Annotated in this window: 18 protein-coding genes; 13 read left to right on the forward strand and 5 right to left on the reverse strand. The window is 45.4% G+C overall.

Going from position 1 to position 19798, the window contains the following annotated elements:
• Positions 1-94: 94 nt before the first annotated feature.
• Positions 95-1345, reverse strand: a complete 1251-nt coding sequence (locus EPL05_RS13335) for a DUF2130 domain-containing protein (RefSeq protein ID WP_128534466.1) — start codon at positions 1343-1345, stop codon at positions 95-97.
• Between the two features lie 244 nt (positions 1346-1589).
• Positions 1590-3230 carry a capsule assembly Wzi family protein gene (locus EPL05_RS13340; protein WP_243837291.1) on the reverse strand — a complete coding sequence of 547 codons (1641 nt, stop codon included), beginning with the start codon at positions 3228-3230 and terminating at the stop codon, positions 1590-1592.
• A gap of 309 nt (positions 3231-3539) precedes the next feature.
• Between EPL05_RS13340 and EPL05_RS13345 the strand changes: the two genes are divergently transcribed.
• From EPL05_RS13345 to EPL05_RS13365, 5 genes are all read left to right on the forward strand, one after another.
• Positions 3540-6557: a glycosyltransferase family 117 protein gene (locus tag EPL05_RS13345; protein WP_128534467.1), complete on the forward strand. Its 3018-nt coding sequence runs from the start codon at positions 3540-3542 to the stop codon at positions 6555-6557.
• Positions 6558-6846: 289 nt separating this feature from the next.
• Positions 6847-7623: a DNA-formamidopyrimidine glycosylase family protein gene (locus tag EPL05_RS13350; protein ID WP_128534468.1), complete on the forward strand. Its 777-nt coding sequence runs from the start codon at positions 6847-6849 to the stop codon at positions 7621-7623.
• A 96-nt stretch (positions 7624-7719) separates the two neighbouring features.
• Positions 7720-7983 (forward strand): hypothetical protein, encoded by a 264-nt coding sequence (locus EPL05_RS13355; protein ID WP_128534469.1) that lies wholly within the window; start codon positions 7720-7722, stop codon positions 7981-7983.
• Positions 7984-8047: 64 nt separating this feature from the next.
• On the forward strand, positions 8048-8527 hold the full coding sequence (locus EPL05_RS13360; RefSeq protein ID WP_128534470.1) for a ferritin-like domain-containing protein: 480 nt from the start codon (positions 8048-8050) through the stop codon (positions 8525-8527).
• Positions 8517-8858: a hypothetical protein gene (locus tag EPL05_RS13365; RefSeq protein WP_166727698.1), complete on the forward strand. Its 342-nt coding sequence runs from the start codon at positions 8517-8519 to the stop codon at positions 8856-8858. The genes EPL05_RS13360 and EPL05_RS13365 overlap by 11 nt, the downstream gene beginning before the upstream one ends.
• A gap of 31 nt (positions 8859-8889) precedes the next feature.
• On the opposite strand, the gene EPL05_RS13370 is transcribed toward EPL05_RS13365, so the two are convergent.
• From EPL05_RS13370 to EPL05_RS13380, 3 genes are all read right to left on the reverse strand, one after another.
• Positions 8890-9567, reverse strand: coding sequence for a YoaK family protein (locus EPL05_RS13370; RefSeq protein ID WP_128534472.1), 678 nt, complete (start codon positions 9565-9567; stop codon positions 8890-8892).
• 120 nt (positions 9568-9687) lie between these two features.
• Complete coding sequence (locus EPL05_RS13375; RefSeq protein ID WP_128534473.1) at positions 9688-10077, reverse strand: hypothetical protein; 390 nt, start codon at positions 10075-10077, stop codon at positions 9688-9690.
• Between the two features lie 42 nt (positions 10078-10119).
• Positions 10120-10752: an HAD family hydrolase gene (locus EPL05_RS13380; RefSeq protein ID WP_128534474.1), complete on the reverse strand. Its 633-nt coding sequence runs from the start codon at positions 10750-10752 to the stop codon at positions 10120-10122.
• Positions 10753-10884: 132 nt separating this feature from the next.
• Here EPL05_RS13380 and EPL05_RS13385 point away from each other — a divergent pair, with 132 nt between their 5' ends.
• From EPL05_RS13385 to EPL05_RS13420, 8 genes are all read left to right on the forward strand, one after another.
• A complete protein-coding gene (locus tag EPL05_RS13385; protein WP_128534475.1) occupies positions 10885-11769 on the forward strand; it encodes a helix-turn-helix domain-containing protein in 885 nt (294 codons plus the stop codon).
• Positions 11756-12199 (forward strand): DUF983 domain-containing protein, encoded by a 444-nt coding sequence (locus EPL05_RS13390; RefSeq protein ID WP_128534476.1) that lies wholly within the window; start codon positions 11756-11758, stop codon positions 12197-12199. Before EPL05_RS13385 ends, EPL05_RS13390 begins: the two co-directional genes overlap by 14 nt.
• Positions 12200-12550: 351 nt before the next feature.
• Positions 12551-13747 carry a GAF domain-containing sensor histidine kinase gene (locus EPL05_RS13395; protein WP_128534477.1) on the forward strand — a complete coding sequence of 399 codons (1197 nt, stop codon included), beginning with the start codon at positions 12551-12553 and terminating at the stop codon, positions 13745-13747.
• A gap of 510 nt (positions 13748-14257) precedes the next feature.
• On the forward strand, positions 14258-15193 hold the full coding sequence (locus tag EPL05_RS13400) for a manganese catalase family protein (RefSeq protein ID WP_128534478.1): 936 nt from the start codon (positions 14258-14260) through the stop codon (positions 15191-15193).
• A 517-nt stretch (positions 15194-15710) separates the two neighbouring features.
• On the forward strand, positions 15711-17450 hold the full coding sequence (gene kaiC, locus EPL05_RS13405) for a circadian clock protein KaiC (protein ID WP_128534479.1): 1740 nt from the start codon (positions 15711-15713) through the stop codon (positions 17448-17450).
• A 1-nt stretch (position 17451) separates the two neighbouring features.
• Positions 17452-17748 carry a circadian clock KaiB family protein gene (locus EPL05_RS13410; RefSeq protein WP_128534480.1) on the forward strand — a complete coding sequence of 99 codons (297 nt, stop codon included), beginning with the start codon at positions 17452-17454 and terminating at the stop codon, positions 17746-17748.
• 17 nt (positions 17749-17765) lie between these two features.
• Complete coding sequence (locus EPL05_RS13415) at positions 17766-18092, forward strand: circadian clock KaiB family protein (RefSeq protein WP_128534481.1); 327 nt, start codon at positions 17766-17768, stop codon at positions 18090-18092.
• A gap of 5 nt (positions 18093-18097) precedes the next feature.
• The gene (locus EPL05_RS13420; protein WP_128534482.1) at positions 18098-19762 is read left to right on the forward strand and encodes an ATP-binding protein; all 1665 of its coding nucleotides are present in this window, start codon (positions 18098-18100) and stop codon (positions 19760-19762) included.
• The last annotated feature ends 36 nt before the right edge of the window (positions 19763-19798 follow it).

Genomic DNA, 19798 nt, shown 5'->3' on the forward strand with positions numbered 1-19798 from the left:
TGCTCGCTAATGCAGGTAAAATGATACAGCTAAGTTACGAATATAAAATTGGCAAACCTTTAACTAATAAGCCCTATCATTCCACGGCTAAAGTTTACTCCAACAATAGCGCGTCGTCCTCATCGCCCAGGCTTAAATGGATCATATCGCTGCCTGCTATACCTTCTATCGAACCTTTAATATGGGCCGCATTCAGCAATACTTTTTCCAGTTGCTTTTCGCGGGCCTTCCACAATTTCTCCATGGCGTCGCGTTCTTTTTGGATAGAAAGGCGCATACTCATGTACCCTTCGCGGATAGCCTTCCATTGCTCGGAAAACTCGCTGCTGGTTAGATAATCGTATAAGAGGTGCATTTTATCGCCTTTATTGTCCTGTGCCTTGGCCATATTGGCCAACTTTATTACACCATCGCGCAGGATGTAACTTACCGCTTTCACCTCATCAAAACTACAGATCCAAACACCGTCGCGTTCGCCAAAACAGTCCATGCCTTTAGGGTAGCATTGGGTAACAATTACGGCTACATCAACGCCCTGGGCACGCATATCCTTTTTCAGCTTATCTATCCAATCCCCACCGAAAGCGGTGGTTCGTTTGCTTTCGTAAATGATGCGCCCGCATTCCTGCCCAAACTGGTTGCGCACGGTTTGTACGCAATCTGCCCCACGCACGCCCTTGCCCACCTCGCTGATCACATCAAACGGGAAATAGGTGCGTAATAATTCTTCCAGTATTAGCTCCTGCGCTTCGCCCTGCAATTGCATCGAGCCTTGTTCGGCGCGGCGTTTCATTTCATCAACCAGGCGCTTTTGGTCTTCCAATTGTTTTTCCATCTCTTTTACCTTCAGTTGGTGCTCGGTATCTTTAATGGAATATTTCTCGGTTTCCTGCTTGCGGATCTGCTCGCTCAGTTCGGCGCGTTGCTCCTGGAGCTTGCGCTGGGTAGACAGCTCCAACTCTTCTTCCTTCTGCTTAAGCGATTGCTCGCGCTGCAAAAACTCCAGTTCTTTCTGGCGCGATTCTTTCAGCTTTTCGGCACTGGCGTTTACCGAGCTTTGCAGCATCAGCAACTGGTTCTCAAAATCAGACGCGATGCTTTTGCGCAGGTTCTCTTCCAGTGTAAGCTGCAAAGCCTTTTTTTCGCCGGCGAGGCGCTGCTCAAATTCCTGCTGCTGTATCTTTTGACGATTATTAAATTCGTCTTCCTTTTTGCGGTACTCTTCTTCTTTCTGGCGGGTATAATCCTGCATCTTCAGCCTTAGCTGCTGCTTGTATTCCTCGGCCATAACTTCCTCAATAGGGAAACCATGTCCGCAGCTGGGGCACTTAACTTCTGTAGCCATAATTATTAATTGACACGAATTTCACGAATTAAGGCGAATATCACGAATTAAAAACGCCATTGTGGACAAAATGCTCAAAATATTAGCCAATAGCTTCAGTCAGAGGCAGACATTATTTTCTATTATTACAGGCAAGTTATTAAAGCCATCAATTAACTATCCACAGATTTATAAGCATATTCTGTAAGTACTGCCAACAAAAAAGGCGCAAAATGCGCCTCAATTCCAATATCTAACGTGTCGATTAAAAATCCTTGTATAAATTCCTGAAGGTAGTACGAACGCCAAAAGTAATGATAGCATTCTTGCGGTCGCCAAGGGCATTTTTCTCGGTACGGTATAGGCCGCCCAGCTCAAAACGGAGGTTATATTTAGGGTTTACCAAAAAGGATACGGTGCCTTCGGCGTAATAAAGATCGGTACTAAGGCCCTGCCCTACGGTTGATGCTGGTGATGTAACAGTGTATGGCGCGTTGATATTTTTACCACTGTTTTCGCCAGTGGTGGCATCCAGCCCGTATTTGGCATAGTTAAGCTGCCCCTGAAAATCTACCCGGCCGATAGAATAGTTAAGCAAGCCCACAAATTCCCTGAAGTTGGCGCCCAGCGGATGAGCCATCGGGTCGCCATAATAGGTGTAGCTGCTAAGTGGTTGCGCATCGGAGTAGGTATAAGGCTTAACCGTATTGAACTCTACCAGGTAGCTAAGGTTTTTTACACCTCCTACGTCGCCGCCGCGTAAGCCCACCTGGTAGCCATTGCTGCTTTTGCTTGCGCCAGCCGCCGTTTTTTGATTATCGAGGATCAGCTGCGCGTATAACGCGTTCTTATCAAACACCTTGTATTTGCCGGTAAAGCCAAATAGCACGTTATTGGGCGTTGCCGCGTTGCCGCCGCCGGTGAAGAACAAGGGGTTTATAAAGTTGGCATCAAAGCCGTGGCGTTTGCCCTGGTCGTCGGCCTCTGGAGTTACCACCGCGTTGAAGAAACCTATTGACAGGCTCTTGGTTGCGTTCCAATCCAAATAATGGTACAGCGCGTATTTGCGGCGGTTACTGCCAAAATCGTCAAACTTTGGTGCTTTTAGGTCTTGCAGGTAGGTCCACATCATCATGTATTGCACGGGACCGATGTTGGCGGTAGCACGCAGCAAAGGGTAGTTCGCCGCAAAGTCCGATAATAGCAGTGAGCGGTAACCGTCGCCGATAAAGGTTTTGTCCTGCCCTATGGTAACATTCAAATATTTTGATGGGGTGTAGGATAGCAGGGCCGTTACGTACGAATAGTCTTTTTGTGCCTTGCCGAAACTACGGTCATAAGCCAGGCCGGGAACAAAGCCGCTGGCGTTTACGTAGTCGTTATAATAGGTTGGGTATATGGCCTGATTTTCGTAAGCGCTGGTGTAAAAAGAAAATTTGCTGCCAATAGTACCTCCTACCTGAAAACCGCGCGTATTGATGCCTAAGGGTGTTTTCAGTCCAAAACCAAATGGCTTAAATACCGATGGCGCGTTTTTGCCGTCTTTAAAATCTTTGCCAAAAATATTATCTATCAATATATCGGCGTAAAAAGTATACTCTTTTGTTTGCACATCAAGCAGGTGCTCGTTGAATAATTTACGGCCAAACCAGTTTTTACGGTCGCTCTTTACCCCGATATTCATCAACTCATTGTACCTGGTAGTTAGCGAGCTATCTATCAGAAACGGCCGCAGGGAAGTGTGCATCCCGTTACTTTTTGAATAAACCTGTCCGTTAAACTTTTGATAAAACTGGTAGGATTGCGGCAGGTAAACCGACTGAGCCTTAGCCGCTCCGGCGCAAAACAACAGGCAGCCAATTATTAGTATGAACTTGCCTGGTAACAGGGGTTGATTTTTTTGCATCGCAACAAAATAAGTATTATTTATTGTAACATTAAAATACAAGCGGCAATTAAATGTTAATAGTTCCGTAAGCCTCACCTAAACGGCGAAGCCCTCACGCAGTAAATCCTCTCCAAAGGAGAGTACCTGGATTATTAAACGGCTATTGATGCAATTTTAAGCCCTTCTCCTTAGGAGATGGGTTGGGACGAGGTTCCAAAAAGCCCAAACGGTTAATTTGTGTTAAATTTGTTAACCTAAGGCCTTTATTGTTAGAATAATTTATAAAATTACTGATATTTGCCGCGCTTATTAGCTACCCTTTAGTACATGCAATACAACAAAATTAACAACCTTTTAGGCTGGCTTTGCTTCGTTATAGCCTCTACAACTTACATTTTAACGTTAGAACCTTCCGTGAGCTTTTGGGATTGTGGCGAATTTATCTCCTGCGCTTTCCGTTTGCAGGTATCGCATCAGCCGGGCTACCCTTTGTTTGCTATGCTGGGCAAGGTTTTCTCGCTGCTATCTATGGGCGATAATACCAAAGTGCCTTACTTTACTAATATGGGTTCGGCAATTGCCAGTGGCGCTACGGTAATGTTCCTGTTTTGGACCACTACTGCTATGGCTAAAAAACTGGTAGCGGGCCGCGAAAAAGAATTTGGCGACGCGCAGATCCTGCTCATTATGGGCTCGGGCCTGGTAGGCGCGTTAGCTTTTACTTATACCGATACCTTTTGGTTCTCGGCGGTAGAAACCATCGTATTTGCGCTTTCATCACTTTGTATCGCGGTTATATTTTGGGCGATATTGAAATGGGAGGCCCATGCCGATGAGCCCGGCGCCGACAGGTGGATCGTTTTCATTGCTTATGTAATGGGCCTTTCCATCGGAATCCACTTATTAAACTTATTAACTATCCCGGCTATCGCACTGGTATACTATTTCCGCAGGTATAAAAATATCACTACCAGGAGCGCCATTCTTGCCTTTTTGGTGAGCGTTGTTATTTTGGGCGTAGTGCAATACGGTATCCGTGGCTATACGGTTAAATTCGCCGCCAACTTCGACCTTTTCTTTGTAAACACCCTTGGTTTAGGCTTTGGTACAGGCGCGCTTTTCTTTTTAGTGCTGCTAATAGCGGCTATCGTTTTCACAATCATCTACAGCATTCGCAACAATAAGCCTACGCTGAATTTAGTAATGCTTTGCGTGGCAGTTATTTACTTTGGTTACGGCTCGTTCGCTTATATCCCTATCCGCGCAACGGCTAACCCGGATCTGAACAACTCGCACCCGGATAATGCCTTCACCATGTACGGTTACTTAAACCGCATTCAGTATGGCGAAAACCCGCTGCTGGTTGGCCAATATTATGATGCCCAGGTGATAGACCAAACCGAAGGCAACACCATTTACCGCAAAGGCGAAAAGAAATACGAAGTGGCGGGCAAAAGGCCGAACTACGTGTACGATCATACCACCTTTTTACCCCGTATGTACAGTACAGATGGCAACGATGTAAACTTTTACAAACAATGGCTGGCGATCCCCGAAGGGCAAAAACCAACCTTTGCCAATAACATCAGCTGGATGGCCAGCTGGCAGATCTACCAGATGTACGTACGGTACTTTTTATGGAACTACGTGGGCCGTTATAACGATGAAGACGGCCAGCAAAGTACAGAAGGTATAGATGGTAACTGGACCAGTGGCCTGTTTGATGGCGGCAAACACCTGCCAAAATCGGTGTTGAGTAACCCCACTTATACCCCGCTTTACGCGCTGCCGTTAATTGTTGGGCTGGTGGGTATGATATATCATTTCAACCGTAAAAAACGCGATGCGCTTATCATTACCCTGCTGTGGTTTTTCACCGGCATTGCGGTGGTGCTTTACGTAAACCAACCCTCGGTACAGCCCCGCGAACGGGATTACTCCTATGTGGGGTCGTTTTACGCGTTTGCCATTTGGATAGGGCTTGCGGTAATTGCCATTGCCGATCTGTTGAGCAAAAAGATAAACGCCCGCACCTCGGCACTGATAGCTACGGGTGTTTGCCTGCTGGTTGCCCCCGTTTTGATGGCCAAACAAGAATGGAAGGCGCATGATCGTTCTACCAAAATGACGCCGCACGATATGGCTTATAACTACCTGATCTCCTGCCCGCCAAACGCTATTTTGTTTACCTACGGAGATAACGATACTTACAGCTTATGGTACGACCAGGAAGTTGAAGGCATCCGACCCGATGTGCGGATCGTGAACCTGAGCCTTTTCACCGGCGATTGGTACATCCGCCAGATGCAGCGCCCGATGAACCAGAGCGCGCCGCTACCCATTACCATGCCTTATGATAAGTATAAAGAAGGCGTACGCGATGTGATCTACTACAACGACAGCAAAATACCGGGCTATACCTCTATTAAAGAAGTATTCGACTTTATTACATCTGATGACCATGCTATGCAGGGACAGACGCAGGGCGGCGAATACTCCAACTACCTGCCTACCAAAAGCTTTAAGCTAAATATAAATGCCCAGGATGTTTTAAAGAACAACGTAATTACGCCCGACCAAATAGGCAAGCTGGATACCGTAATGAAGTGGAATTACACCTCCAACTACGTTACCAAAGAGAACCTGGCCATATTTGATATACTGGCCCATAACAACTGGAAACGCCCTATCTGTTTCACCACCACCATTGGTAACGAAAACCTGATAGGCCTGCAGCCATACCTGTATAAGGAGGGTTTTACTTACCGCCTGATCCCCTTTAAAGCCGATACTGCCAACCACGATCAGTTGAGCAAAACCAACACCATGGTGATGTACAACAACATGATGACGAAGTTTAAATTTGGTAATTTTAAAAAGGCAAGGTACCTGGATCATGAATCGGTTAATATGTTTTACCCGGTAATGATGACCACGTTTTTAGACCTGGCCCGCAACCTGGAGAAGGAAGGTCATGGTGACGAGGCCCTGAAAGCCCTGCATAAATTTGATAATGAGCTGCCAAACCTGTACCCTTATATAGATGTGGCCGGCCGCAAAATGTATATGGCACAAATGGCTTACCGTTTGGGCGATATTTCGCTCGGTAATAAATTCACCAACGAAATAAATGAGCACCTAAAAGACCAATTGGACTTTAACTACTACAACCTGCAAAACAATCAGCAGCTGTTAAACCAGCGTGATGTGCAGATAGCCATGCAGGTGCTTAACGGCTTAACAGAATACACGCTGCAAGGCCATCAGGATGCGCTGCACAAAACCTTAGCTGCCGAATTAAAAGCTTATGAAACTAAGTTTGCATCGTTGATGAGGACGGAATAAGCTGAATTAATCTGTATTAAATAAGCCATCCCGAGGTAATTGGGATGGCTTATTTTTTTTCCCCTTGTTGGGGTTCGAAATTAAAAAGTCCGTGGCTCCTCCAATGATTCGTACTCTCCGCAGGAACTTGAAAAGGCCATAGTCTCCACAGAGTCTCTTTGAAAAAGGACCCTGCGGCTTTAGGATATTATCGCCAGTGTACCGAAAGGCGTTGCAGGGACTAAGTTTTTTTTAAAAATTAGTAAATCATATTTAAGCTGATTACGTTTGTAAAATAAAACATCACACCATGCCCGAACTGCCCGACCTGCAAGCCTTCAGTCGTAACCTCGATAAAAAATTAGCCGGTAAAACGGTCAAAGAAGTCATCATTCATAACGCCAAAAAGCTCAACGTAAGCGAAAAAGAGCTGCAGGCGAAACTGGACAAGCAAAAGCTGAAAGAGGTTTTTCGTGATGGGAAAGAGCTGCACATCAAATTTAGCGAGGGCGATGTTTTGGCCCTGCACCTGATGCTGCACGGCAAGCTGTTTTTGTTCGAGGGCAAGAACAGCAATAAGTACAGCATTATTGAACTGGTATTTACCGATGACAGCGGGCTGGTGTTAACAGACTTTCAGGGAATTGCTACCCCTACCCTCAACCCGGCAAAAAAAGAAGCGCCCGATGCAGTGGACGATAAAGCAGGTTTTGCCTACCTTAAAGAACGGTTGGGCAAAACAAAAACCAATGTAAAAACAGTTCTGCTCGATCAAAAGATCATTCGGGGTATTGGCAATGCTTATGCCGATGAGATTTTGTGGAACGCCGGCATCTCGCCCTTTTCGGCAAGTAATAAACTACCCGAAGACAAGATAAATGACCTGGTAAGCTCTATTCGGTCTGTTTTAAAGAACGCTGAAAAGGAGATCCTTAAATCCAACCCCGACATCATCAACGGCGAGGTGCGCGATTTTATGAACATACATAATTCTAAAAAGAAACACAGCCCAAAAGGCGCGCCTATACTCATAAAAGAAGGTACAAGGAAAACCTATTACACTGAAGAACAAACGCTTTACAGCTAACAGGATGCCTTTGATATTAAGAAACTAAATTGCCAATTGCCAATAAGCGGCACGGCTATTGCATGTAACTATTGAATAATTAAATTACTTAATACTATGGCGCACTATCTTACAATGGCCCTCCACTTATTTGTTGTTGTTATGATGGCTGCTTTTATTGTTGGTTGCATAACCGCCCTTACCGGTAGCTACGATCATTGGGGGAACCGTTACGTTTTAAAAGCACGCCGCAGCCGCCTCATTCGCGAACGTGCGCGCAAAGCCGGTACTGATAATACTAATGTGAGAAATTTAACTCCTTACCGGGCACGAAAAGTGAATAAACACGCGGTGATACATTTGGGGAGGTACGCCGCCTAATTTTCACTAAAACTAAAAACAATTAACCAAACCATTATGTTATTTAATCTAAATAAGCATAACAATGGGAACATTACAGCATATCCAACACCAAATATCAGCGTTAAACGACCTGATAAAAATTAACAACGACCGCATAACAGGCTACCAAAAAGCTATTGAAGGCACCGAAGATGTTAGCCTTAAAACTGTATTTGAAGGCTATGCCGACCAAAGCAAGGGCTACGTAAACCAACTGAACGATTACATCCACCTATTAGGCGGTTCGCCTGCTGACGGGACCACCCTGGCGGGTAAATTCTACCATACCTGGATAGATGTAAAATCCGCTTTCAGCAAAAAAGACAGCCATTCTATATTATCTGATTGCGAGTACGGCGAAGACATTGCAAAAAGCTCGTACCGCAAAGCGTTAGATGATAAAGAACTGATATGGGAGGATGAAAAGGTAGTTAGCCTTCTTACCAATCACCTAAGCGGGCTAAAAATTGCTCACGATGCCATTAAGGCGCTCCGAGATTCTACCGCCTTAAATGAAAAATAAGGGGCATAATATGGATAGCCCCGATCAGGATTTTTTGAAAAATTACAAGCCGCTGCATGTACCACATAAGTACGATGCTGCGGCTTCTGTGAAGGATAATGTGGTATACGCACTCGCCCAGTTGGAATATGCTACCGCGCCTGAGGTTGCCAAAAAACTTTCGGAGTTCGATTCGAAAATCTCGTTAGACACCCATCAACAAAACGCGGAAGAGGTACTTACCGGTCTGTTTAATAAAGGCTTGATAAAAGGAGACGACGAGCCCGAGCGGCAGTATAATTTGAGTAAGATATTGGTACAAAACTCCGGCAAGGCCGACCCGCTGTTTTAGATGTAATCATTGCTGTGGACTTCAGTGACAGTTACAGCAGCATCAGCAATAATATCACTGGCACAAAGTAAAATACAGCGAACTCATATTTATTAAAAAAGAAGCCGCCAACCGCGCCGCCGAGGGCATAGAACGCCAGTACCGTAAGGCGTACAAAAATGCGGTTGCGAATGTGTCGGTCTTTTTTAGTACCAATATGGTAGTATTCGGCAACTTCTGCGCCGAGATCTGTAAACAGGCTGGCCAGGCTGGTTGATTTGATAAGCCCTCCGGATACGATAGCCACTAACCCGGTTTGCAGCCCCATGGCAAATATGGTACAGCTAATCACAATTTCGCGCTCCAGTTTTGTTTCTTCGTAAAAATGACTGCCGTAAACGGCTACAAAAAGCAGCAGCAATATTTCCAGCACTACGGGTGCTGCATGTGCCCTGTAAGCACTATGCTGCGCAAAAGATTTAACAGTAAAACTGGACAGGAACGACCCGCAGAAGAAAAGCAGCAGCCACCCCAGAAACAGAACTATTTCGTAGAGGTTTTGTGTTACCAGGTTCTTAGCCATATTGGCCATGTGCCCGCTGATGCTTGATGTGAAGGCAAAAAAGGAGACCAGCCCGGCAACGTTGATAATACCAGATACAAATGCGCTGGAAGAAGCGAGCGCAAGATTTTGTTTAAGGGTACGATGATGCTTAGCGTGCCGCAGCATAGATCATTAGGGATTTAACTGCTAAAAATCTACAAAAAAAGCCAGTCGCCTTGCATGCGGGGCTAAATTTAACATAAACTTAATACTGAGAGATCGGCACTAAAATCATTGCTGCGAAATTTATGGCGTCGGCGGCGTTACCGGTGATATCGACATCACGCTATCAACTACAAATACGCTTACGCCGCGCCAAGGCAGGGTATGTAGGTATTCTTTATAATGCAGGTCCATCATGGCGCCGGCGCTGTGGTTAAGCTTGTCTGCCACCTTCTCATCCGTTACCGAAAACATGAACTCGTTAGAAGCAATGCCGCCCTGCGTTTGGGTACGGATGCCGTTTTGGATCAGCCTGCCTTCGAAGGTTTTAAATACGTAGCCCTTCTTTACAAAATAGTTTAGCGTGCCTGCTTTGGTACCTTCGCCAAAAACAAAATAGTAACGGTAGTAAATCACCCCAACCAAAATCAATATTAACACTAAACTTATAATGGTGAGTATGCGGCCTTTCATAGATATTTACTTTTGTGTACGTAAAGCTAACGCATCTGCCGCTTATAAGTTTAAAAAATGTGTGGTAAGCGCGTTAAAATCATCAAACTTCAAATCGTAATCGTCCGTTTGCCCAAAGCCGTAGCTTACAAATACAAACGGTATGCCCGCCAGGCGGGTTTGATGGCCGTCGCCTTCGGTATCGCCTACGTAAACTGGGTTCTTCAGACCGTATTTTTCAGTCAGTAATTTGATATTATGTTGCTTGGGCATAAAGTTGATGCCGTAGGCAATTTCATCCTTTATATGCTCATCTATCCCCGCCCAATCAATAAACTGGCGGATAACACCCGCCGCGCAATTACTAAGGATGAAAAGCTGGTATTTCTCTGCTAATAGTTTCAGGCCTTCCCTTACACCTTCGTACAAAATACCGCCCATCTCGGGGATCAGCACCTTGCGCTTTTCGTTTACCTGCGCATAAATCTCCCAGCGCTTATCGGGCTCAAACTCGGGCATCATTACTTCAATTACCTTTTTGCCTTCCCAGCCTACCATGCCGGCCAGTTGGGCGCGGTCGATGGTTTTATCGATGCCCAGTTCTTTGAACACCACGTTCCAGGAGTGTGCGTAGGTGTCAACGGCGTCCCAAAGGGTGCCATCCATATCAAAAATAAGGCTGTCTGGTTTTGTCATAACGGGTTCTTATGCCGGTGAAATTAAATATTTTGGCTCAGTATCAGTCAAATTATTACAATCAGTAAAAAACACCACAAAAGTGATATATATCACCATTAGTACTTGTGTTTGTTAGGTATCTTTGTGTTAATGAAAAAGGCATTCCCGGTTTATGATATTTGCAGCCTGAGCGATCACCAGCACGATGATCTGCTCATTAGCCGTTTTGCGCCTTACCTGCAAAAGCATCAAAACCTCAGTATGGCGCATAAGCACAGCTTTTACCATCTGGTGTTTTTTACCGAAGGCGACGGCACGCACGCTATCGATTTTAAAACTTTCGCGGTGAGGCCTTACCAAATTTACTTTATGGTACCAGGGCAGGTACATAGTTGGAGTTTTGAAGGGCTGGTAGATGGTTATATTATCAATTTTTCTGCATCATTCTTCCAGTCGTTTTTGCTGAGGCCCGATTATTTGGACAACCTGCCCTTCTTTAGCGGGAACATAGACGATCAGGTGATTAATTTATCCCCGAATATTTACCAGCCCGTTGCCGGCCTGTTTGAGCAATTGATCCAGGAAAGCGGCAACATCCATCGGCTGGGTATGGATATGATAAAGGCGCTGATGCTGCAATTGTTTATTTTGATAGCCCGCCAAAGCGAGCAAAGCAACCCGGCTATTGCACCCAACTACAACCATACCCTGCTGCAAAGTTTCCGTAAGTTAACCGATAAGAATTTTGCCTCGCTGAGGCTGCCAAAAGATTATGCAGCCATGCTATACATTACCCCCAACCACCTCAACGCGCTTTGTAACGATATACTGGGCATCCCGGCTGGTGAAGTGATTCGCAACCGGGTGATACTGGAGGCCAAACGCCTGCTGGTGAATCTTGAGTTGAACATAACCGCTATTGCCGTTCAGCTAAACTTTACCGACAACTCCTACTTTACCAAATTTTTTAAAAAATACACCGGACAAACACCCGAAGAATTTCGCAAACAAACCCTGACTCATGGACACCACTAACATAAAACCCGCCAAACCCATCTCCGCCCTCGAGGGCTGCTTAAAAGCCAAATGCCCAAGATGCCGCCGTGGAGATATCTTCGCTACCAGCACATACGAACTGTTCGGACAAAAAATGCATGATAACTGCTCACATTGCGGCCTGCATTACGAGCGCGAACCGGGGTACTGGTATGTAGCCATGTTTGTAAGCTACGCTTTTAACGTTGCTCAAATGGTCACGTTCGCGGTAGCAACCTACGTGCTAACAGGTTCCAATTCGCCATGGCTTTACGTTGGTATTTTAATGGGGGTGATATTTGTATTATCGCCGTTTAATTACCGCTACTCACGGGTTGTATTGCTGTACTGGCTCACCCCCGGGCTTAATTATGAAGCATGGAGAAGCGAGGATAAAAATAAAGGGCTGACAAGGGAACCGGCACAGTAAATAAAGCCAACGTCATTACCATACACTAAGCAATCTCTCAATAGGACAAGCGGCTTGCAAATCGGCTATGTAATGCGTAGAGGTTGCTTCGTAGTTCGCAATGACGCGGTGGTAAAGGATTCTTAATTCATCAGCAATTCCATCTTTCGCAACAGTTCATCCATCTCAAATGGCTTGGCTAAAAATTATCATCGCGCAACCGGCGGGAAACTCCATCAATTAATGCCCCTATAAGCCCCAACAATAATTATTATTTATTTAAGGTAAATTAACTACAACAATATCCACTTTATTAACAGTACATTTATACTGCCTTTTTAATACTACTTAGTTACTCTTTGATTATAACCTATGGATCCGTTTTTTAAACAGGTATCCCTTATCCCGCTAAATGACGAAGAGCGCTTAAGGAAACTATACAAGTATGAGATACTTGATACGCCGGCCGACAAAACCTTCGACAATATAGCCATACTTGCCGCCCAAATTTTTAATACTCCAAGTGCTTTTGTAAGCTTTGTAGACCACGACCGCGTGTTTTTTAAAGCCAAAATTGTTACAACAGAAGGCATTGAGGTACCCGAGGAAGCCATTGCTACACTGGCCGTGCTTAGCGCCGATACAACAGTTTTTGCCGACATTCTTTTAGAGCCCCTGCTGCAAGATAGTCCCCTGGTTGCAAATAAATCTGTGCGCTTTTACGCCGGCACACCCATAAGAACATTGGATGGCCACTTGCTGGGCACTATAAGTGTGGTTGATGCCGTGCCACGGGTGGCAACCGAAAAACAGCTGGAAATGTTGAAGAACCTATCGGAAATTATTATCGACGAACTGGAACTGCGCCAAACTACCCGCAACATTGTACGCGTACAAACCGATCTGATGAACATTGCGGTGCATGATATTAAAAACCCGCTTACCGCCATATCCTTATACGCCAAGCTTATAGAGCAGAAGAGCAACGAAGAACCGGTTAAAGCAATGGCAGGCAAAATAACAACCGCCAGCAAACGCATCCTGGACGATCTGAACGAACTGCTTAACCTCGCCAGGATAGATAATGGCGTGATGATGCTGCACTTTGAAGAAGTAAGCCCAACCGGCCTGATAGAAAAGGTGGTTAACAACCTGCAGGTAATGGCCGAACAAAAACATCAAAAGATATTACTGCAGCTTAATTGCGCAAGTACTGCCCGGGTAGATAAGGGCCGCATACTGGAAGTTTTTGAAAACTTACTAAGTAACGCTATCAAATATTCGCATATAGATGCCTGGATAACCATTTGTTCAGAAGAAGTTGATGGCAACCTTGTTGTAGAATTTCGAGACCAGGGACAGGGGTTAAATGATGACGATATGCAAAAGCTGTTTACCAAATTTGCCCGTTTAAGCGCCGTGCCTACCAATAAGGAGATGAGTAACGGCCTTGGCCTTTCTATAGCCAAAATATTGGTGGAGCTGCACAACGGTAAAATTTGGGCCGAAAGCCAAGGCAAAAACCTGGGTTGCTCATTTTTTGTATCACTGCCACTTTTGCAAAAGTAAAAACAGAGCGTGTGAGTAATTTCGCCTGGATTGCTTACCGCTTTGCTATTTAATTCCCTCTGCCTGCCCCGTACAATATCAAGTCCTTTAATGAGTTTACGATTAATTAGCGTGCGCCGGTTCCCAAGGTAAACAGGCCGTTTCGTATTAATAATAAGCATGGGGCAGCTTAAGCCTTCGGCCACCGAGCCAAGGTAACGCTGCTTTTCTTTCCCAAAAAAATTAACGGTTAAACAAACATTAGTTACACCCAAAACTGATGAGTTATCGTCATTAAAAGTAAATCCCTCCACTACCTCTACCATTCCTGCATTGTTTTTTGTTAATTTTAAACTTAATGAATTACAGCTAAATAGAAATTAAACTATTTCTTAATTAAAAAATAAGAAATATTATTAATTTATAATTGAAACATTGCGCATCATTTTTAGTTGTATTAACAACGCACGATCCCGCCTTTTTCTTAGCCCATCCTTAACTGTCCCATTATTTACCTTAAAATTTACTTTTATGTTTCATCACGTTAAATCACTACAATTTAATGCCAGGGTATCACGCCCCGACCCACGTTTTGCCAACCTTTTGTTAGAGCAATTCGGCGGCGAAAATGGCGAACTTGCTGCCGCGATGCAGTATTTTACACAAGCCTTCGGGGCCAAGCAGCCACATCCCGATAAGTACGACATGCTGATGGATATCGCTACCGAGGAATTTAGCCACCTGGAGATCGTAGGTGCTACCATCCAAATGCTATTGAAGGGTGTTAACGGCGACCTGAAGGACGCTGCAGAACAAAGCGAGATAATGGTTGCCATGAACGGAAAAGCTGAAAAGGAAAGCGTTATCCATGCAGCTTTATCTGCCAACCCGCAGTTCCCCATCATCACTGGCGGCGGGCCAACACCACGTAATAGCCAGGGCATCCCGTGGTGCGCTTCGTACATCAACTCTAACGGCGATCTTACCGTTGACCTGCGCACCAACCTGGCGTCCGAATCGAGGGCAAAGCTGGTTTACGAGCACCTGATGAAATTTACAGACGACCCCTACATCCACGAAACGCTTTCGTTTTTGATGACCCGAGAGGTAACACACTACAAAATGTTCGAGGCGGCGTTGGAAAGCATTCAACCGAATTTCCCTCCGGGCGTATTGGCGGCAGATCCCCGTTACCTGCAAAACGCTTATAACTTATCTGACGGTACCGTTCGTGGACCATGGAATGAAGGCGAGATAAAAGGTATGGGCAAGCATTTTATTTACGTTGAAAAACCGCTGGCCCAGGCGCAGGAAACCGAAGGGCAAACCAAACTGGCCCAAAATTTCGACAAGGAATTAAAAGCAACAGAAACCCAAAACAAAGAAATGAGTAAAACTAAGAGCGCAGAAGTTAAAAACGCTGAACCAAAAGGCGTAGCCCAATGGAGCACTTACGGCGAACAATAATGCCGGCGTAAGCTTGCTAACGCCAAACTTATTTGATGCTCTTTTAAGCAGGTAGTAAAAGCGGAGATGCAAACATGCGTCTTCGCTTTTTTAGTTTCGCCTAAGGCCAAAATTATATAATCACTAATGAGTGTCTTATTTATTTTTCAAGAAAAAGGCTTTTTTTGTGAGAAATACCACATTGTCGCAAATAGCCCGCCACGGGGTGTCCATGTGCGTACAATACGTCCATAAAATAAAAACTGGAGGCCTTATGCCGAGCTATATTATGTTACAACTCCCCTCCCCTAATCTTCATCTAACTTATTTTATTGATAGTTAATTTGGTATTAATTATTGTAAAAAGCATATGACTATCAAAACAATTGCAAATCTGTACAGTTATTTGTCAATAATTTATAAGAGAAATTAACAACATTATATCATATAGTAAGCCGATACCACACCATAAGATTGCTTCAGATGGAATATTTTATACTTTCATGAAACTATCTGACTAAAAACAATACTCAATAAAATGAGCAATACTAAAAAAAACACAACCATTGCGTACGCAACTCTGCCAAAAACCCCAACAGGGATAGCCGGACTTGACGAAATCACCGAGGGTGGTTTGCCTACGGGCAGGCCAACTTTGATATGCGGCCAGGCAGGCTGCGGCAAAACACTGATGTCGGTAGAATTTATCGTACGCGGCGCCATGAAATTTAATGAACCCGGCGTTTTTGTTGCCTTTGAAGAAAAAAGCGACGAACTGGCCATGAACGTAGCGTCATTAGGTTTCGACCTTAAGAAACTACAGGAAGACAAAAAAATACGCATAGATCATGTCCACATCGATCGCAGCGAAATTGAAGAGACTGGCGAATACGACCTCGAAGGGCTATTTATCCGTCTTGGCTATGCTATAGACAGCATCGGCGCAAAACGCGTTGTGCTGGATACACTGGAGAACTTGTTTTCGGGCCTGAATAACCAGGCGGTGCTTCGAGCCGAGATCCGCAGGCTGTTTCACTGGCTGAAAGAAAAAGGTGTAACCGCAATCATTACAGGTGAGCGCGGCGAGGGCAATGCCCTCACCCGCCAGGGGCTGGAAGAATATGTATCAGATTGCGTTATCCTGCTGGATCACCGGGTCATCAACCAGATCTCCACCCGCAGACTGCGCATTATCAAATACCGCGGCACCGTACACGGCACCAACGAGTACCCTTTCCTTATAGATGAAGAGGGGATATCGGTTTTACCGGTAACATCGTTAAAACTGGCCAAACAGGTATCTACCGAAAGAGTGCCAACAGGCATCCCGGCCTTGGATGAGATGCTTGGTGGCAAAGGCTTTTACAAGGGGGGCAGTACTTTGGTATCGGGCACTGCCGGTACCGGCAAAACCAGTATAGCGGCCTATTTTGCCAACGAAACCTGTAACAGGGGCCATCGTTGCGTGTATTTTGCCATGGAGGAATCGCCTAACCAGATCATCCGCAACATGCGGTCAATAGGGGTAGATATGCAGCAGCACGTAGATTCGGGCCTGTTGTTATTCAACGCGTCGCGCCCAAATATGTACGGGTTGGAGATGCATTTGGTGGCCATCCACAAGCTCATCAAAAAATTCAAACCACAGGTAGTCGTCATGGATCCGATAACCAACTTTATCAATATAGGCTCGGTAAGCGAGGTGAAGAACATGCTGGTGCGCCTGATAGATTTTCTGCAGGATGAACAGATCTCGGTAATGTTTACCGCCCTTTCGCTCAATACCATTGTAAATGAGCAAACTGATGAAGGCGTATCATCGCTTGTAGACACTTGGCTGCTGGTGCGCGATATTGAGTTTAATGGCGAGCGCAACCGCGGTCTTTACGTAATGAAAGCCCGGGGAATGAAACACTCCAATCAGGTGCGCGAGTTTGTAATATCTGATGAAGGCTTGAACCTGATAGACGTTTACCTGGGCCCCGAAGGTGTACTAACTGGTTCGGCGCGTAAACAGCAGATGCTGCAGGAGCAAACCGGCGCGGCCATCCAAGCTCATTCCATTGGCCGTAAGGACCGCGAGATTGCGCGTAAACGCAAAGTGCTGGAAGCAAAAATTGCCAGCCTGAATAGTGAATATGAATCGGTAGAGGAAGAGCTGAACAAAGTTTACCTGGAAGATGAACTGAAAAAACAAATTTTAGAAACAAACCGGGAAGAGATAACGAACATACGCAGAGGGGGACTTACCCCATCTAAAACCACCGGAGGAAAGTAAAATGGACATTGAAACAGAAGAAGATAAAAAATGGGAACTGAGGCTATACGTGGCCGGTAAAACCCCAAAATCGGTAACGGCGCTGAGTAACCTCAAAAAATATTGTGAGGAACACCTTCAGGGCCAGTACCGCATAGAAGTGATAGACCTGCTGTTGCAACCGCAACTGGCCGAGGGCGACCAGATATTGGCCATCCCTACCTTGGTGCGCAAAGTGCCCGAGCCCATCCGTAAAATAATTGGCGACCTGAGTAACGAAGAAAAGGTACTGGTAGGATTGAACATTCGCCCCGCTTAGTTGTAGCTATAATAATCATGGCCAATATAGAAAAAGATTTTACCGATTACGAGGGTAATACGGAAGCTTCGGCCTACGTGTTACGTTTGTTTATCACAGGGGCATCGCCCAACTCCATTCGCGCGGTAGAGAATCTGAATATCCTTTGCGAAAAGTACCTCCGTAGCAATTATGAGCTGAAAATTGTGGATATACACCAGCAGCCCGAACTGGCGCAGGGTGAAGATATAATAGCCCTGCCCCTGCTTATAAAAAAGGCACCGGGCACCGAAAGGCGCATGATTGGCGATATGAGCGATACCAATAAAGTTTTAAAAGGGCTTGGTCTGCCCGAAATAAGTTAAACATCATGGAGCAAAAAAATTCAAATAACAGCTTTTTAGCCGAAATTGAAGAGCTGCGCCAACAACTGGAAGAGGCTACCGATACCATACACGCTATCCGCACCGGCCAGGTGGATGCTTTGGTAGTTAAAGACAGCGATGGGCATCAGCTATATACCCTTAAAACCGCCGATCAAACGTATCGCGTTTTTATTGAGAAAATGAACGAGGGTGCCGTTACGGTAAACCGCGATGGCATTGTTTTATATTGCAATACCCGCTTTGCCAATATGGCCGATACGCCGCTGGAGGATGCTATTGGTATGCCCATCTTATCCTTCGTGCCCGGGGATACTAAGGAAAAATTGCAAAACCTGATAAAAAGCAGCTGGGAAAAAGATTGCAAACAGGAAATTACGATAAAAGATGGTGGCGACAAAGATATGCACTGCCTGTTTAGCTGTACCACTATAGAGCTGGACAGCGGCATAGCGCTCAGCCTTATAATTACCGACCTCACCATACTAAAAGCCACCGAAAAAGAATTGAAGCTGCGCAACGAACAATTGGAAGAGGCGCGCTCTATAACAGAAATGCTGAACGAATCGTTAGAGGTAACGGTTAAGGAACGCACGCATGATCTCACCATAAGCCGGGAGCACTTTAAACTACTCACCAATAACATTGTGCAGATGACCTGGACCAACCTGCCGGATGGTAACGTCAGTTCTTACAACCAGCGCTGGTACGACTATACCGGGCTTAACTTTGCGACAACCGGGGACTTTGGCTGGCAGGAGTTGGTGCATCCCGATGACCTCGCGGAAACGGTTGAAAACTTCAAACGATCTTTGCAAAGCGGCGAGATGTTTGAGGTTGAGAATCGCTACCGCAGGCACGATGGTGTTTATCGCTGGCATTTAAACCGCGCCAACCCGCTAAAAAACGACAAGGACGAGATTATTTTCTGGGTAGGCACAGCTACGGATATTGAAGACCAGAAACGCGAAATGGAGCGCAAAGATGAATTTATAGGCATAGCCAGCCACGAGTTAAAAACGCCGTTAACCAGCTTAAAAGGTTACCTGCAATTAATATCGGCATATAACAAGGAGGAGTTGCCGCCTGTAATAAAAAACTACATAGCCAAGGCGGGCGGGTCGTTAAACAAACTGCAATCGCTTATAAACGACCTGCTGGATGTAAGTAAAATAAAAGCCGGACGGTTGGAATACGCGGTAAATGACGTAAATACCAACGACTTGGTGGGGCAATGTGTGGAAAACGCGGTACACATGTACCCACTATATACTTTTGAGAACCAGGCGGATAAAAACTATAAAATATATGGCAACCAGGAACGCCTGGAGCAGGTGCTGATGAACCTGGTGAACAATGCTGTAAAATACTCCCATATCAACAAAACAGTGCGCATCGGCACCGAACAGCGCGACGGATATGTGCGCATATCGGTAACGGACGAGGGCATTGGCTTATCCAACGACCAAAAAAGCAAAATTTTTGAACGCTTTTACCGCGTAGAAGATAAAAAGAACATGACCAGCGGGCTGGGCATGGGGCTGTATATATCCCACGAAATAGTCCAAAATCACAAAGGGTGCATCGGTGTAGACAGTGAACTGGGCAGAGGTTCAACCTTTTATGTGGAGTTGCCGCTGTTAGTAGAATAAGCTGGTTAGCATTCGCAGTTGCCGCAAGCGCCCCCG

The sequence above is a fragment of the Mucilaginibacter gilvus genome, assembly GCF_004054195.1.
Lineage (GTDB): Bacteria > Bacteroidota > Bacteroidia > Sphingobacteriales > Sphingobacteriaceae > Mucilaginibacter > Mucilaginibacter gilvus.

Excerpts from the sequence above, each read along its gene's own strand:
- EPL05_RS13370 (WP_128534472.1), bottom strand. The coding sequence starts at position 9,567 with ATGCTGCGGCACGCTAAGCATCATCGTACCCTTAAACAAAATCTTGCG.
- EPL05_RS13375 (WP_128534473.1), bottom strand. The coding sequence starts at position 10,077 with ATGAAAGGCCGCATACTCACCATTATAAGTTTAGTGTTAATATTGATT.
- EPL05_RS13365 (WP_166727698.1), top strand. The coding sequence starts at position 8,517 with ATGAAAAATAAGGGGCATAATATGGATAGCCCCGATCAGGATTTTTTG.
- EPL05_RS13340 (WP_243837291.1), bottom strand. The coding sequence starts at position 3,230 with ATGCAAAAAAATCAACCCCTGTTACCAGGCAAGTTCATACTAATAATT.
- EPL05_RS13350 (WP_128534468.1), top strand. The coding sequence starts at position 6,847 with ATGCCCGAACTGCCCGACCTGCAAGCCTTCAGTCGTAACCTCGATAAA.
- EPL05_RS13390 (WP_128534476.1), top strand. The coding sequence starts at position 11,756 with ATGGACACCACTAACATAAAACCCGCCAAACCCATCTCCGCCCTCGAG.
- EPL05_RS13420 (WP_128534482.1), top strand. The coding sequence starts at position 18,098 with ATGGAGCAAAAAAATTCAAATAACAGCTTTTTAGCCGAAATTGAAGAG.
- EPL05_RS13385 (WP_128534475.1), top strand. The coding sequence starts at position 10,885 with ATGAAAAAGGCATTCCCGGTTTATGATATTTGCAGCCTGAGCGATCAC.
- EPL05_RS13355 (WP_128534469.1), top strand. The coding sequence starts at position 7,720 with ATGGCGCACTATCTTACAATGGCCCTCCACTTATTTGTTGTTGTTATG.
- EPL05_RS13335 (WP_128534466.1), bottom strand. The coding sequence starts at position 1,345 with ATGGCTACAGAAGTTAAGTGCCCCAGCTGCGGACATGGTTTCCCTATT.
- EPL05_RS13380 (WP_128534474.1), bottom strand. The coding sequence starts at position 10,752 with ATGACAAAACCAGACAGCCTTATTTTTGATATGGATGGCACCCTTTGG.
- EPL05_RS13410 (WP_128534480.1), top strand. The coding sequence starts at position 17,452 with ATGGACATTGAAACAGAAGAAGATAAAAAATGGGAACTGAGGCTATAC.
- kaiC (WP_128534479.1), top strand. The coding sequence starts at position 15,711 with ATGAGCAATACTAAAAAAAACACAACCATTGCGTACGCAACTCTGCCA.
- EPL05_RS13415 (WP_128534481.1), top strand. The coding sequence starts at position 17,766 with ATGGCCAATATAGAAAAAGATTTTACCGATTACGAGGGTAATACGGAA.
- EPL05_RS13345 (WP_128534467.1), top strand. The coding sequence starts at position 3,540 with ATGCAATACAACAAAATTAACAACCTTTTAGGCTGGCTTTGCTTCGTT.
- EPL05_RS13360 (WP_128534470.1), top strand. The coding sequence starts at position 8,048 with ATGGGAACATTACAGCATATCCAACACCAAATATCAGCGTTAAACGAC.
- EPL05_RS13395 (WP_128534477.1), top strand. The coding sequence starts at position 12,551 with ATGGATCCGTTTTTTAAACAGGTATCCCTTATCCCGCTAAATGACGAA.
- EPL05_RS13400 (WP_128534478.1), top strand. The coding sequence starts at position 14,258 with ATGTTTCATCACGTTAAATCACTACAATTTAATGCCAGGGTATCACGC.